A 13,578-nucleotide genomic window follows, 5' to 3' on the forward strand; every position below is an offset into this window, starting at 1 on the left:
TTACTTGAACAAATCATCGAGGGGATTCAGGGAATTCACTCAGAAAGCACCATGGTGCAGCCCGACGCGTGTACGACGCCGGAGCCGCAAGACGCTTGCCGCACGATGGCGACAAGTCGCTGAGGCCGGCAGACGCTGCCGGCCCGGTCCCGAAGATCACTTGCGCAGCGCGGCAATGATGGCGTCAGCCAGTGGCGCGGTGGAGGCCGGGTTCTGGCCGGTGAACAGGGTTCGGCCAGAGGCTTGGCGATGCGTGCGGCGTTTGCGGCCAGGACACTGCGGAAGTGCTTCACCGCCGCGTCCCCTCCGGCCATCTTGGGGTCAAGACTCAGCTTGTCGATGGTCGGAGCCACGCCGCCGGGCGAGGCCAGATCGACCTGGAAGCCGGTCTTGGAGAGCTTCTCGTCCATGACGATGAATTCCTCAGCCCACACGCCACTGTCGTACTTCTGGCCGTCGGCACGCGTCCACTTGAGTCGAGCAACTCCACTGCGCTCCGCGATGGTCGCTTGTGCGCATCCGGAATCGAGGGCCTGTGTCGACGAAGACAAGTCTGTCGGAGCCACGGCGCACCCGGTTGCCGGTTCCTCGGCGATTCCTTGCCTGATTCGACAGCGAGGCGGTCGGGAGGAACAAGCGACGTAGCGCAGCAGCCAGCCCAACCGTGATTCAGCTGGTCAGCGGTGCTCGGGTCTTCGCCTGCCTGATCTCGCGGGCCGGAGGCGCACCGAACATGCGGCCGTACTCTCGCGTGAACTGCGGAACGCTCTCATACCCCACGGAGTACGCGGCATCGCTGGCCGATGTGCCCTCCGACAGCATCATGCGTCGGGCCTCGATCAGTCGAAGCTGCTTCTGGAATTGAAGGGGTGAGAGCGACGTCAGCGATCGGAAGTGTTGATGAAGGCTTGAAGCGCTCATCCCGGCGGCTTCGGCAAGCCGTTCGACTCTGAGCGGACGCTGATATTCGGCGCGGATGATGGCGACCGCGCGGGACACGCGCTGCACATGGCTCCCCGCCACGCCAAGACTGCGAATGGCGGGTCCGTGCTGACCCGCCAGCAGCCAGTAGTGCATCTCTCTCACCAGTTGCGCTTGAAGGATCGCGACCGCGGTCGGCTGATCCAGCACCTTCATCAGACGCAAGGCCGTAGCGGCAAGCTCCGGATCCGTGGGCTCGATGCTGAGCGGAGCGCCCTGCCCCTCGAGCGCCACGTTCAGCTCGACGATGAGTTGCTCGATCACGGAGTGATCGAGATCCAGCACCAGCGAAAAGTACGGCGCTCCCGCGGATGCGCTGGTGATCTGACTGACGGTGGGCACGTCCGCGGTGATCAGCATGGACTCGCCGGCGCGCAGGTCGAAACGCTGTCTTCCCGTCAGCACGCGCTTGGTGCCCTGGACCACGACGGCGATGAGCGGGCGGGAGATCGCGTATTGCAGCTCTCCGGGCGCGGTAGCGCGCACCACGGTCAAGCCGGGTACCGGCGTCGCGGCGACGCCATTCGAATCTGCGTGGAAATCTGCATAACGGCGTACCGCGTGGAGCAAGGTGTCGGTCATGGCTGAACGGTACCGGCAGCCCCTGGGCTTCGCAACGGCCCTTGGCGGAATGAGCAAGAAGGCGCGAGGAACCCGCAACTTTCCCGGAAGGCGACGCGAGACACTGATTCCCGTCTGCCCCCACCCCCTTATCGAAAGACATGTCATGACCACGATCGCAATCGTCACCGGCTCCAGCCGTGGACTCGGCCGCAACACGGCCCTGAGCATCGCCCGCCGCGGCGGCGATGTCATCGTCACCTACCGCAGCGGTGAGGCCGAAGCCCGTGAGGTCGTTGCGCAGATCGAAGCGCTCGGCCGCAAGGCTGTCGCCCTGCAGCTCGATGCCGCCGACGTATCGACGTTCAAATCGTTCTCGGAGCGCGTGCGCGCGGCTCTGAAGACCACCTGGAACCGCGAGACGTTCGACCATCTGGTGAACAACGCCGGCCACGGTGAGATGGCGTCGTTCGCCGAGACGACGGAAGCCCAGTTCGACGCGCTGTTCAACGTCCACGTCAAGGGCGTGTACTTCCTGACGCAGGCACTCCTGCCCGTGTTGGCCGACGGCGGTCGCATCGTCAATATCTCCTCCGGCCTGACGCGCGTGTCGTTCCCGGGCTTCTCGGCCTACTCGACCGCCAAGGGTGCCGTCGAAATTCTGTCCATCTGCATGGCCAAGGAGCTCGGCGGCCGCGGTATCACCGTCAATACGGTGGCGCCCGGTGCCATCGAGACCGACTTCCTGGGAGGCGCCGTGCGCGATATGCCCGACCTGAACCAGCAGTTCGCCGACATGACCGCCCTGGGTCGCGTTGGCGTGCCGGATGACATCGGCCCGATGATTGCCAGCCTGCTGGGCGCCGACAACCGATGGATCACCGCCCAACGCATCGAGGTGTCAGGCGGCCAGGTCATCTGAGCCATCCCGCCAGCCTCGATCTCCCACCGGGCGTCGGCTTGGCCGCCCGCTTACAGGGCTTGGACACCACTGGCCTCGACACGCGGGGCGTTGACCCAGCGCGCGGCGTCTGAATAGAGGTAGGCGCCAGCTGGTGCTTCTCCAAGAGGTGCCGAAAGCGCAGGATCGTCGTCTCGTGGGGCATGCGCGCCGCGCCGTCCAGACCGGCAAAGCGTCGATAAAGCGGACGCTCATGAAGCTCTTCTTCCATGGCCGGATCGCTGAGGTTCCACCAGAGCTGCAGGCAATGGATACGCAGCATCGTCTCGATGGGAAATGGTGGACGTCCGCCCAAGGCCTGATGCGCACCGCGGGCGTACGGCTGGATCAGCGAGCGTTGATTCATGCCCTCACCGTCGCTGACCGACGATCAAATCGCCAGTCAGGGTGACGAGGGGTTTTGCAGACTGTCCTTAGATAAACCCTACCAGCGATCTCCGTGGCCGCAGCCCAAAAGACGGGCAGCCGGTGCCAGGTTGTGCCCTAGTCAAAGGCTGACCTTGCGACCGATCGCGGAAGATCCGAGGAAGACTTTGCATGCTGAGCCTGCCGCCACTGCACCGGCGAGAGCCCCTCCCAAGCTCGGAACGCCCGTGTGAACGAATTGACTTCCTCGAAGCCGAGGTAAAACGCAATCTCACCTTGCTGCAGCTCGGTCTTCGAAAGCAGGCGACACGCTGATTGGCGTCGCACCTCGTCAAGTTGCTCCTGATAGCTCGTGCCAGCGTCCTCCAGCCTCCGTTGGAGCGATCGGGGGCCCAGGCCGATGGCCATGGCCACGCGCTCCAGCGAGGGTCGCTGACCTTTGAGCTGTGCGTGGATGGCCTGCCGAGTCTGCGTTACCAGGTCAGGCGATCCCACATGCGCTTGGAGTGCTGCCTCAAGGCCTGGGGTCATCAGGGCCAACAGCTCGGAGTTGTGGCTCCTGAAAGTGTGGTGCAGCGCGCTCGCGTCAAACTGCATCCGGTCCTGCGGCGCGTTGAAATCAATGGCGCATCCAAAGGCGGCTGAGAGCATTCCTTCCGCTGCTGGCCGACGCGACAGTTCGATGCGTCTCAGCTTGAGCGCCACGCCTGTTCCTCGCCTGTACAAATCGGCAACGTAGGCAAACCCGCCATCAGTCAAGAAGTCCGGCACTGCCTGATGACCCGCTAGGAGCCATCGGAAATGGAGCCAAGCCGTCTCCCCTTGGATATCCAGCAGCCAGCGGCCCGGACAGACCATCTGCTTGTAGCGGGCGATTGCGTTGATCGCATCGCCAAAGGTTTGAGAATGAAGGGCAGCGATCGACGCCACGTCGTAGTGGCCTTCAATACGCTTCATGCTCCCCAGGCGTAGCCCGAAGTCGGCAGGAACCCCAAGGCGCTGAATCGCGTTCCAGAGAGCGAAATAATCATCCGTGGAGACCCAATGCCGGCCCTCCCCGTCGGACTCCAACCTTGCACCCGCTTCAGCGACCAAGCTTGAAAAATCGATTCCGATTGAAGCGAGGAAGGCCGGCGCGAACACCGGAACCATGACCGCATCTTTTTCCATGTTCCGATACTACCGAGGTTCCTGGCTCATCGGCATCGCCAGGGCAACTCCCTTGGTGGTTTGTCGTCGTTGGATGACCCAACGTCGCGATTTGATTTGCTTCACTCGGCCGGAGCCTTGACATTGATGACTCGCGGCTGAGCTAGACGGACCGGTGCGAGCACCACCTTCTCAATCATCCCCACCCCAGAACTCTGAAAACGCGCGGACTCATGAACATCGCAATTCTCGGCGCTGGGCGCATTGGTAGCGCCTTCGCCTTCCATCTGGGCCGAGCCGGCCACCAAATAACGCTGGTGGCTCGCGGAAAACGGCTCGAACGTCTACGCATTGATCAGGGGACCATCGAGGCCATGAACGGCGAGACAACGACCGCGGAGGTGGCAGAGCACCTTGACATGGGGATCCCATGGGACCTCGTGCTTGTGACCGTCCTCGCCAGCCAAGTCGATGCCGTCCTACCTGCACTTAGTGCATGCGCAGCGGCCAGCATCATCTTCATGTTCAACACCTTCGATGACATCCAACCCCTGCGCGAAGCCGTAGGCGCGCACCGCGCGCGCTTCGCGTTCCCCAACATGATCGCGTTCCTTGAACAGGGAAGGTTGCGCAGCGTGGTCAGCAGGCCTGGCATGGTGACGGCAACGGATAGCGAGGAGTGGGTGGCCCTATTCAAGTCTGCAGGCCTTCCTGCTGAGCTCAGGCCAGACATGCAAAGCTACTTTCGCAGCCACGTCGCCTTCGTGGTACCCATGATGGCCGCAGCACACATGACGCCGCCCGAGGGCCCGGGCGTCACCTGGCGCCAGGCCCAGAACTTGGCGATAGCCTTGAACGCTGGGCTGAAGTTGGTGGTCCAGCAGGGACACCGGTTAGAACCGGGGTTTGTCGTCGCTCTTGCACGCCTGCCCCGCATCATTGCCGCTGCGATGCTCTGGACGTTCAGCCGGACTAAGACCAACCGTGACTTGGCCCATTTCGGACCCGGCGAGGTCCGATTCCTTATCGACTCGATGGTGGAACAAGCGCCTGGTACCACCGCCGCGCTGCTCAACATAAAGCCGTAACGCCCGGGTTAGTTCGCGGGTAGATCTGCAGACGAATGCGTCCTGCTTGGGCAATCGGAATCAACTCTCGGCCACGGCGCTGTTGTGACAGTTGCCGCGACGACTCATGCTGGAGACGAGGTTGTGCTCGCGCAGGAAGTCTTGCCATTCATGGCTCGCGACGACCCAAGCTCACTTGGGCTCGTCGACCGTGAACTGTCGCCCCCGGTGATCTGGCGCTACCGCGGCGGGCTTGCCACCACGCACGCCGGGCCGACGACCGTAGTCCGTCTAAGAGCGCAGTCTCGCGCCCTTGAGTAGCCGCGCCATGCGCTGCTTGCCTAAGCGCTTACCGAGGTCGCGCATTCTTCCGGGTAGGGTTGGTTCGTTTTCATGGCACCTCCTATGGGGCCTCAGTTTTGAGGCTCGGAGATGTCTAGCAAACCTGGGGCGATTCATTGGCAACTTCTCGCCCGTGCATCACTCGTCGTCAGTCGTCAGCCAGTAGCTCACCGAAAAATCATCAATGAACACGAGGAGCGAGTCGCGGGCATGAGGGGTTACGGCATGCCAGCCAGCTCCTGCGTCGGAGGAGTTCGAGAAGCAATTTGGATTTCGCAGCTTGGAAAAGAATGCGTCGATGACCGGTGTCAGCATGGCTTCATCCATCGAGCGATGGCAGTAGAGGCGATGCTCTTCCTTCAACATTCGATGGAGTTCGAGGCGGGCCTCGCCCAAACTGACCCCACGCAAAGCCTGGTTCAACCCGCTCAGACGCTCGCGCCTACCCCATTGCGCTGCTTGGTTGGCGTCGCGATTCACAAATGCCTCGACCGCAGTCAGGTCGCGCCCGCTCGCCGCGTTCGGCCCACCATCGAAAACGAGGTACCCGTCCGACCAGAACCGGGACTGCTGCTTAAGCAAAGCGAGTACTTCGTCGAACATTCGGGATTCTGAAGTGCGAACTGCGTGGAGTCTAAGGGGCGAGTAGAACCGGCGGTATCGCTGCGCAGCGGGCTTCCGATTCAGGCTGCGAGCGGTATGTCGAGTTATGCCTGAAGTGGTCGGAAGGTCCAACACTCTGCTTCTACCCGAAGCAAGTCGCCAGACTGAAGTTCGAGCTCATAACTCTGAGGGGCGATTTGCCGTGCAACGTTGACCGAGCAAGATCGCCCCCATGGCTGCCGTCTTGGGAAATCCAAGGTGCGAAAACCTTCAAAGACCAATTCGTGGACGACCCCTCCCACGACGCGCAGAACCAAGTCGCAACGCTCAGCTTCGTAGCTCACGTGGATGGCGGACAGCGTGGCATCGTGGAGCGGTAGGTCAGCAAATTCCATCGACAAAGTATGTCCGCTTCCGCTGCAAAGCCGTCGCCCGATTTGGCGCTCAGTCCGGTCGCCCATCCTTCCCGCAGCGCGCGCATCGGACGCTCAACTTCCGGGAGCCGGTTCACAGTCCAAGACCCCAAGGGCGATCGGCTCGGGGGGGCGGACCGCGATCGCCCGACTTAGGTTGGCTGCCGCCCTCGGACATCAGAGAGGCGCTGATCTCCAGACTGGCGCCATTGGGCCAGAAGCCCCTGCCCCACCCGACTCCGACGACACGCGCGCACTGTCCGCAGGGCCGCTGGCCTGCGCGAGGAGGGCCACGCCTGCGGGCCCGAGCCCCGCAGAGCCCGGACGCCGATCCAGAGGTGAAAGAGCGAGATCAGTCATGGTCACGCCACCTTCGCTCAGGACACGCTCGGGACCAGGTTCTCCCCGCCGGACACCTCGATCACGGTGCCCGTCACGTAGGGATTGGTCATGAGGAACAGCGCCGCGTGTCCGACGTCCTGCGGCTTGCCGGCGCGCCGGGCCGGGAAGGTGTCTTCCACCTGCTTGCGCAGGCCGTCGCGCTGCTCGGTGGGCAGGAAGCCCCACATGTCGGTGTCGATGAAGCCCGGACGGATCGTGTTCACCCGGATCGGGGCGAGCTCCAGCGCGAGCGATCCTGACAACGCCTCCACGGCGGCGAACGCCGAGGTCACGGCCGCGAAACCGATCTTTGGCCGGGCCGCCATGCCACCGGTCAAGAAGGTGATGGAGCCGCCGGCGCGCAGGTGCGGCGCACCGTGGCGCGCACTCGCCCAGCTGCCCAGGAACTTGCCCTCCAAATAGCTTCGCACGCCGTGCATGTCCGCATCCATGAACGCGCCCCAGCTCCCGAGTTCAGGCGCGGCGGTGACGACCAGGTGGTCGAAGGGGCCGATCGTGTCGAACGCCGCCTTGACGGCCGCCTCATCGCGCAGGTCGAGGCTCAGCTGCACGAAGTCCTCCAGGTCGGGTCGCTCCTGAGCCGACGAGACCCGGCGGCTGGCGACCACGACCGTGGCTCCGGCCGCGCGCGCGGCGCGCGCCACCCCCAGGCCAATGCCCGTCTTGCCGCCCACGACGACGACCTTCTTGCCCGCCATGCTCGCCGGCGAGGCCAACGGTGCTTCTTGGGGAATGCTTGCTGCAGTCATGAATGCTTCTCTCTTTCAATGATCAAGGTGGTGACCAAGGCAACCTCACCGGTCACTCCAGGGTCGTTTCATGGGTCGTCATCGGTCGTCTCATCGACCGCGTCCATTGATCGCAACTGGCATGAGGGCATGCCGCAAGGCGCCATCCAGCTCGGCTTTTCGACCCTTGCTGGCACGGACCGACGACGTAAAAGAGATCCTAAATACGTCGACTCACGACGATAATCGGGTCGTTTTTCATAAGTCTTATTCCATATTGGAATAAATTACGGGGCGCAGGCGGCTGGCGCCATCCGCAGCGATCAGCACCGGACAGGGAAGCCATGGATCGTTTTCAGGAACTCACCGCGTTCGTGGCGGTCGTGGAGTCGGGCGGGTTCTCCGCAGCCGCGAGACGTCTCAGCGACTCCCAGTCCCTCGTCAGCAAATCGGTAAGCGCGCTGGAGCGGCGCCTGGGCGTACAGCTCTTCACCCGCAGCACACGCAGCGTCACCTTGACTGAGCACGGTCGGCGGTACTACGAGCGGATGAAGCCGCTGCTGGAGGAAGTGGCGCAAGCCGACGGCGAGCTGATCAGCAGTGCGCTGGAGCTCTCCGGTCTCGTCAGGATCGCGAGCCCGTCCACCTTCGGCCGGCTGCACGTCCTGCCCCTCGTCCCGAAACTGCTGGCGCTGCACCCCAAGCTCAAGCTCGATCTCAAGCTGGCCGACGGCGTGCAGGATCTGCCCGCCGAGGGCATCGACCTGGCCATCCGGATCAACCCCGCGGTGAGTCCGGACGCCGTGGTCAAGCGCGTGACGACCACGTCACTGGTGTGCGCGGGATCGCGCCGCTACTTCGCGCAGCATGGAACGCCGAAGACACCCGAAGACCTCGTCCACCACAACTGCATCGTCTTCAACGGCGCCGAGCAATGGGCGTTCGAAGGACCGCGCGGCAAGCTCAACGTCCGGGTGAGCGGGAACCTCGCCGCCAATACCGTCGACGCCATCCTGTCGGCCGTGAGGGACGGCGTGGGCATCGGGATGTTCTACGGGGCCTCGCTGACCGACGAATTTCGTGAGGCGGGGGTCGTGACCGTGCTCGACGAGTTCATCAGCGAGACGCGGGACGTGAGTCTCATCTGGCCGAGCCGGAAATTCGTTCCCGCAAGAGTCCGACAGGTGACGGAGTTCTTTGCGCTGGCGCTGGCTGAGCGCCTTTGATCGTCGATTCAATGCCGCCGTTCTGATCGGTCCACGTTGCCGAGGAAGCGGGGTTGCCCCAGAAGCTTGCCGACAGCGGCGGTCGTCGCGGCAAGGCCCTCGTACGTCAATGCGGGTGCGGGTGCGGGTGCGGGTGCGGGTGCGGAGGCGGGCTCGGGTGCGGCGGGCCGGACATGTCAGGCTCGATGTCGTAGGCGTAGAGCCTCACACTCGTGCCCGCGCTGGGATTGCCCGCCTGCAAGGCGACGAACCCGCCTTCCGCCGCTTGCCGCTGACTGATCGCATTTCCCGCATCCCGGTTCGGCGTCACCCCATCGACGACCTCCTTGAGCACGAAGTGCTGCTTCACGCCGTTCCTGTCGGTGTACAGGAAGAGCTTCATCTCCCCGGTCCTCGGGTCCATGGGCGTGCTGAACCACACCGCCTGATCCAGCGCCCTCTCGGCGATCTGCGAGCCCTCCTGGCCGTTCGTCTGTCGCGTGACAAGCGAATGCTGGTCCGCAAGCACGCTGCCACTGGCGCCATTGCCCCGGAACATGACGTGCGGGTAGACATTGGTGCCATGGATGAAGCTCTGCATCGTGTGACCTTCGCGAGCCGCGTACGGTCCCGCGGCAGCGCTCACCGCGCTCATTGCTTCCTCGAAGACGAACTTGTGGTTGTCCTGCGCCAGGGCCGGTTCACTCTCGGGCGCATTCGAATTGCGCAGAGGCAAGAGCACGCGGCCACGCAGGATCACCGGCGTGCGCGACAGCGACTCCGGCGACGCGCTCGTCGCGGGCTTGCTTCTGTTGGTCAGGGCCGCGGCCTGGATCCGCCCGTTGAAGGCGGACTCCGCCGACACGACCATGTACGTCCTTCCCGGTTCGATCCGGGTGACGAGCCGCCAGGCTTTTTCCGTCGCCGGCTGCTTGTGCAGGCGCCTTCCCAAGGGGCTGGCGATCGGGTCCCGTGAGGACAGGACCAGCGTGCCGCGACCATGCCTGGGCACCGCTTTCATGTCCGTGACGCCGGACGCCCGGGCCATGCCATCGGCGCCATAGGTGGTCAGGTACTGCTTGAACCGCGTCACGCCGTCGCTGAAGCGGACATCCGCATAGGACAGCGGCGCTTCCAGTGCGTTGGCCGCGTCCATCCACCCCACCGTCATGTTGCCGAAGGACAGCACGAAGGTCGCCGTGTTCTCCACGCCCACGTCGCGGTACACCTGCGCCGTCGCGGGCCCGCGGGCGGTCACCGTCACATGGCAGGGGCTGCCCGGCCTCACGGCGCAGTCGCTCGGGTTGAACTTGATCCGCTCGACCGCAAATCCCGGCGGCAGGGAGACGTCGCGGGCGCTGAAGGCAACGCGCTTCGTACCGTCCGGCACGTGGATGTCGAGCATCGCCTGCGCGTTCCTGCCGCCCCAGGTCCTGGCCTTGAAGGTCTCACCGCCATACCTGAACGTCGCCGTGACACCGTGCGGCGGCAAGCCCGCGTCGAGGAGGTACTGCTCCGGATTGGTCGCGGCCCAGTAGGCCTCCTTCGGTCGGCCGACGCCCGACCAGGGATACCCGTTGGTGTGATAACCCGGGTCCGTCATCCCCCACCAGGTGACGCGGTGCACGCCGCCCTTGTATTCGGGGTGACGCCCCGCGGAGCCGCCGGCGTACTCCTTGAGCAGGCTGAAAAGCTTCGCGTACTGGACGCCCTGCTCCATGAAGAGCGCGTCCATCTCGGGTCCGTTCTGGATGCGCTCGCCCTTGTCCAGCCCCAGGGTCGGCGCGAGATCCAGTTCGGTCAGATCGACGTCGACGCCCGTGTCGAGATAGGTCCGGATGGTCCTCTCGAAGGCGTCCAGGTTGAGCCGCATGTCCCAGTGCCCCTGCGTGCCGATGACGTCGACGAGCGGCCTGGGCCTGCCTTTGGCGTCCAGCAGGATGCGGCCCTTGCCCGCGGCCGATTCGGCCGCATAGCGATCATTGAACTCCTTGACCATCGCGGCGATGGCGGTGGCCTTGGAGGCACGCTCGTTGTCGTTGAAGTCGTTGTAGTTCAGCAGCGCCGTCGTGTTCTGGCGCGCGTGGAAGAAGGCGTCATACAAATAGTCCCAGCTCTTGCCGCCCTTGGCGTAGGCCTGGGCCCAGCGTGACGGGCGCTCCTCCGGGTTGTAGCCCGTGCGCAGCGCGTTTCTCCAGTCGGCGGGATTGTCGGGGCTGTCCTTGAACGCTTCGTTGACGACGTCCCAGGCGTAGACCTTGAAGGGTTGCCTGTCGAAATGCCCGGCCACGGTCCGGACGTAGTACTCGAGATTGGCCTTGGCCGTGGCGTAGTCCCACGGCGTTTCCCAGCCGCCCGTCGAGGTCAGGACATTGGGCGCTGGCCACTGCCCCGACTGGTTGTGCCAGAGCAGCACGTGCCCGGTCACCTTGACGCCGCGCGCGTTGGCCGCGCCGATGTCGGCATTGATGCCTGAGGTCAGATTCGTGAGGAAGCTCGGCGTCGGATTGCTGCTCCCGCCGTTCCAGAAGTCGGGCTTCATCGCATTGCTGGGCGTCACCGCGTTGAAGTGCTTCACGGTCATGGCCGCGACCGAGTCCTCGCCCGGGACTACATCGGCGCCGAAGTTGGCGGCGCTGAGGTTGGTGCTGCCGATCAGGAAGTGATGCCGGTAGACCTCCTTGAGCGCCGGCCACTCGGCGGGACTGGCTGGCCGGTCGACGGCCCACGCGCCGCTCATGATCGCCAGTCCGGCCGGCCAGGCCACCAGCCAGCGTCCGAGGGCGAGTCTGCTGGGCTTTGGCAAGTGGTCCGCCGGGTGCTTTGCACGATGCATGGCCAGGTGCATGTCTTGTCTCCTTGGTCTGGCGTTTCAGTAGAACCAGCGCAGCGGCGCCAGCACCGTCTGCGGGAAGAGAACCATGATGAACAGCACCGCGAACTGGGCCGCCATGAACGGCAGCACGCCGCGCGTGACCTCGTCCATCTTCATGCGGCCGACACCGGCCACCACGTTGAGGATGGTGCCCACCGGCGGCGTGATCAGGCCGATGGAGTTGTTGATGATGAACAGCACGCCGAAGTAGATGGGGTCGATGCCGGCGGCCTTGATCAGGGGCATCAGCACCGGCGTCATGATCAGGATGGTGGGGGTCATGTCCATGGCCGTCCCCACCAGCATCACCAGCAGCATGATGGCCACGAGCAGCAGCGTCTGGTGGTCCAGCAGCGGGCGCAGCAGGTCCACCATCTGCGTGGGCAGGTTGGCCACCGTGATGAGCCATGCCGACACCATCGCCGCGGCCACCAGGAACATCACCACCGCTGCGGTGCGCGCCGCCGTCACGAACGCGCGCACCAGCGCCTGCAGCGACAGTTCCCGGTAGATCACGGTGGCCACGAACATCGCGTAGACCGCCGCGACGACCGCCGCCTCGGTCGGCGTGAACACGCCCATGCGCAGGCCCACCAGGATGAACACCGGCAGCAGCAGCGCCCACACCGATTCGCGCGCGGCGGTCCAGATCTCGGCGCGTGTCTTGCGGGGGGGCAGCGCCAGCTGCTCCTTGCGGCCCACCCACCACCAGGTCAGCGCCAGGCCGATGCCGATCATGATGCCGGGCACGATGCCGGCGATGAAGAGCTTGCTGATCGACACGTTGGCGGCGACGCCGAAGATGACGAAGCCGATGCTGGGCGGGATGATGGGTCCGATGACGCCGGCGGCAGCGATCAGCCCGCCCGAGACCTCGCGCTTGTGCCCGGCCCGGACCATCATCGGCAGCAGCAGGGCGGTGAGCGCCGCGGCGTCGGCCACGGCGGAACCCGACAACGCCGACAGCAGGCAGGCCGCCACGATCACCACGTAGCCCAGCCCGCCCTTGACGTGGCCCACCAGCGCCAGCGCGAAGTTGACGATGCGCTGCGACAGCCCGCCGACGTTCATGATCTCGCCGGCCAGCATGAAGAAGGGCACCGCCAGCAGCGGGAAGCTGTCGGCCCCGTTGATGAAGTTCTGCGCCAGGATCTGCGCGTCGAAGAGGTCCAGGTGCCACATCAGCGCCACGCCGCTGGCCAGCAGCGCATACGCGATGGGAATGCCCAGCGCCATGGCGCCCACGAGACTGCCGAGGAAGATGAACACCGTCATGGCCGCGCGTCCTGGGAGGTGCCGTTCGAAGTGTTGGCGTGGGCGTTGGCGCGGGCTTGGGCCCGAGACGGTTCCCGCTGCGCGTCGGCGCGCGCCAGTTCGGCCTGCAGGCTCTCAAGCTCCGCCTGCTCTTCCGATTCCTTGACCATCACGAGCTCGCTTTCCCGGAGATGGCCGCTCAGCAGGCGCACCAGCTGCAACAGCAGCAGGATGCCGGCGCACACCGAAAAGACCACGCCGGATCCGTAGAACAGCGCCATGGACGCCCCGGTCACCGGCGCCTCCACGTCCAGGTTGATGCGCGCCTGCTGCCAGCTGCCGTCCAGGAACAGCCAGGTCACGTACAGCATCAGCAGGTGGCCCAGCAGCAGGCAGACCTTCTTGCCGGCCAGCGGCAGGCGTGAAACGAGCATGTCGGTGCCCAGGTGGCCGCCCTCCTTCAGCGCGGCCACCGCCCCCATGAAGCACAGCCAGACGAACAGCCAGCGCGACACCTCCTCGCTGACGGCGATGCCGGAGTTGAAGGCGTAGCGCAACACGACGTTGCCGAACACCAGCACGACCATCACCGCAAGCGCGCCGGCGATCAGCAGGTCGATGGCCCGACAGAACCTGTCGATGGCGACGTCGATCATGGCCTCACCTCCGTC

At 64.8% G+C, this 13,578-nt stretch carries 11 protein-coding genes and 1 pseudogene; 3 read left to right on the forward strand and 9 right to left on the reverse strand.

The annotated features are described in order from the left end of the window. Positions 1-35: 35 nt before the first annotated feature. Together PV762_RS19545 and PV762_RS19550 are read right to left on the reverse strand one after the other, a co-directional pair. Complete coding sequence (locus PV762_RS19545) at positions 36-410, reverse strand: hypothetical protein (RefSeq protein WP_421036672.1); 375 nt, start codon at positions 408-410, stop codon at positions 36-38. A 259-nt stretch (positions 411-669) separates the two neighbouring features. Continuing rightward, on the reverse strand, positions 670-1,563 hold the full coding sequence (locus PV762_RS19550; protein ID WP_421036673.1) for an AraC family transcriptional regulator: 894 nt from the start codon (positions 1,561-1,563) through the stop codon (positions 670-672). Positions 1,564-1,708: 145 nt separating this feature from the next. Here PV762_RS19550 and PV762_RS19555 point away from each other — a divergent pair, with 145 nt between their 5' ends. Continuing rightward, complete coding sequence (locus PV762_RS19555; RefSeq protein WP_421036674.1) at positions 1,709-2,464, forward strand: SDR family NAD(P)-dependent oxidoreductase; 756 nt, start codon at positions 1,709-1,711, stop codon at positions 2,462-2,464. A 106-nt stretch (positions 2,465-2,570) separates the two neighbouring features. On the opposite strand, the pseudogene PV762_RS19560 reads toward PV762_RS19555, so the two are convergent. Together PV762_RS19560 and PV762_RS19565 are read right to left on the reverse strand one after the other, a co-directional pair. Further along, a pseudogene (locus tag PV762_RS19560) lies at positions 2,571-2,801 on the reverse strand (transposase); the annotation flags it as partial. A gap of 185 nt (positions 2,802-2,986) precedes the next feature. Then, the gene (locus PV762_RS19565) at positions 2,987-4,039 is read right to left on the reverse strand and encodes an AraC family transcriptional regulator ligand-binding domain-containing protein (RefSeq protein WP_421036675.1); all 1,053 of its coding nucleotides are present in this window, start codon (positions 4,037-4,039) and stop codon (positions 2,987-2,989) included. A 212-nt stretch (positions 4,040-4,251) separates the two neighbouring features. On the opposite strand from PV762_RS19565, the gene PV762_RS19570 reads away from it, so the two are divergent. After that, the gene (locus tag PV762_RS19570) at positions 4,252-5,106 is read left to right on the forward strand and encodes a ketopantoate reductase family protein (protein ID WP_421036676.1); all 855 of its coding nucleotides are present in this window, start codon (positions 4,252-4,254) and stop codon (positions 5,104-5,106) included. 459 nt (positions 5,107-5,565) lie between these two features. On the opposite strand, the gene PV762_RS19575 is transcribed toward PV762_RS19570, so the two are convergent. Together PV762_RS19575 and PV762_RS19580 are read right to left on the reverse strand one after the other, a co-directional pair. Next, positions 5,566-6,030, reverse strand: coding sequence for a hypothetical protein (locus PV762_RS19575; protein WP_421036677.1), 465 nt, complete (start codon positions 6,028-6,030; stop codon positions 5,566-5,568). 790 nt (positions 6,031-6,820) lie between these two features. Continuing rightward, on the reverse strand, positions 6,821-7,543 hold the full coding sequence (locus PV762_RS19580) for an SDR family oxidoreductase (RefSeq protein ID WP_421036678.1): 723 nt from the start codon (positions 7,541-7,543) through the stop codon (positions 6,821-6,823). A 374-nt stretch (positions 7,544-7,917) separates the two neighbouring features. On the opposite strand from PV762_RS19580, the gene PV762_RS19585 reads away from it, so the two are divergent. Next, positions 7,918-8,799 (forward strand): LysR family transcriptional regulator, encoded by an 882-nt coding sequence (locus PV762_RS19585; RefSeq protein ID WP_421036679.1) that lies wholly within the window; start codon positions 7,918-7,920, stop codon positions 8,797-8,799. Between the two features lie 106 nt (positions 8,800-8,905). Here the strand turns inward: PV762_RS19585 and PV762_RS19590 are convergent, their stop codons facing one another. Genes PV762_RS19590 through PV762_RS19600 form a run of 3 tightly spaced genes read right to left on the reverse strand, consistent with a single transcriptional unit; the run spans position 8,906 to position 13,563 of the window. After that, positions 8,906-11,626: an endo-1,4-beta-xylanase gene (locus PV762_RS19590; RefSeq protein WP_421036680.1), complete on the reverse strand. Its 2,721-nt coding sequence runs from the start codon at positions 11,624-11,626 to the stop codon at positions 8,906-8,908. A 24-nt stretch (positions 11,627-11,650) separates the two neighbouring features. Next, positions 11,651-12,928: a TRAP transporter large permease subunit gene (locus PV762_RS19595; RefSeq protein ID WP_421036681.1), complete on the reverse strand. Its 1,278-nt coding sequence runs from the start codon at positions 12,926-12,928 to the stop codon at positions 11,651-11,653. After that, positions 12,925-13,563: a TRAP transporter small permease gene (locus PV762_RS19600; protein WP_421036682.1), complete on the reverse strand. Its 639-nt coding sequence runs from the start codon at positions 13,561-13,563 to the stop codon at positions 12,925-12,927. The genes PV762_RS19595 and PV762_RS19600 overlap by 4 nt, the downstream gene beginning before the upstream one ends. Between the last annotated feature and the right edge of the window lie 15 nt (positions 13,564-13,578).

Source organism: Mitsuaria sp. CC2 (assembly GCF_048957715.1).
Lineage (GTDB): Bacteria > Pseudomonadota > Gammaproteobacteria > Burkholderiales > Burkholderiaceae_C > Roseateles.

Excerpts from the sequence above, each read along its gene's own strand:
- PV762_RS19545 (WP_421036672.1), bottom strand. The coding sequence starts at position 410 with ATGGACGAGAAGCTCTCCAAGACCGGCTTCCAGGTCGATCTGGCCTCG.
- PV762_RS19550 (WP_421036673.1), bottom strand. The coding sequence starts at position 1,563 with ATGACCGACACCTTGCTCCACGCGGTACGCCGTTATGCAGATTTCCAC.
- PV762_RS19555 (WP_421036674.1), top strand. The coding sequence starts at position 1,709 with ATGACCACGATCGCAATCGTCACCGGCTCCAGCCGTGGACTCGGCCGC.
- PV762_RS19565 (WP_421036675.1), bottom strand. The coding sequence starts at position 4,039 with ATGGAAAAAGATGCGGTCATGGTTCCGGTGTTCGCGCCGGCCTTCCTC.
- PV762_RS19570 (WP_421036676.1), top strand. The coding sequence starts at position 4,252 with ATGAACATCGCAATTCTCGGCGCTGGGCGCATTGGTAGCGCCTTCGCC.
- PV762_RS19575 (WP_421036677.1), bottom strand. The coding sequence starts at position 6,030 with ATGTTCGACGAAGTACTCGCTTTGCTTAAGCAGCAGTCCCGGTTCTGG.
- PV762_RS19580 (WP_421036678.1), bottom strand. The coding sequence starts at position 7,543 with ATGGCGGGCAAGAAGGTCGTCGTCGTGGGCGGCAAGACGGGCATTGGC.
- PV762_RS19585 (WP_421036679.1), top strand. The coding sequence starts at position 7,918 with ATGGATCGTTTTCAGGAACTCACCGCGTTCGTGGCGGTCGTGGAGTCG.
- PV762_RS19590 (WP_421036680.1), bottom strand. The coding sequence starts at position 11,626 with ATGCACCTGGCCATGCATCGTGCAAAGCACCCGGCGGACCACTTGCCA.
- PV762_RS19595 (WP_421036681.1), bottom strand. The coding sequence starts at position 12,928 with ATGACGGTGTTCATCTTCCTCGGCAGTCTCGTGGGCGCCATGGCGCTG.
- PV762_RS19600 (WP_421036682.1), bottom strand. The coding sequence starts at position 13,563 with ATGATCGACGTCGCCATCGACAGGTTCTGTCGGGCCATCGACCTGCTG.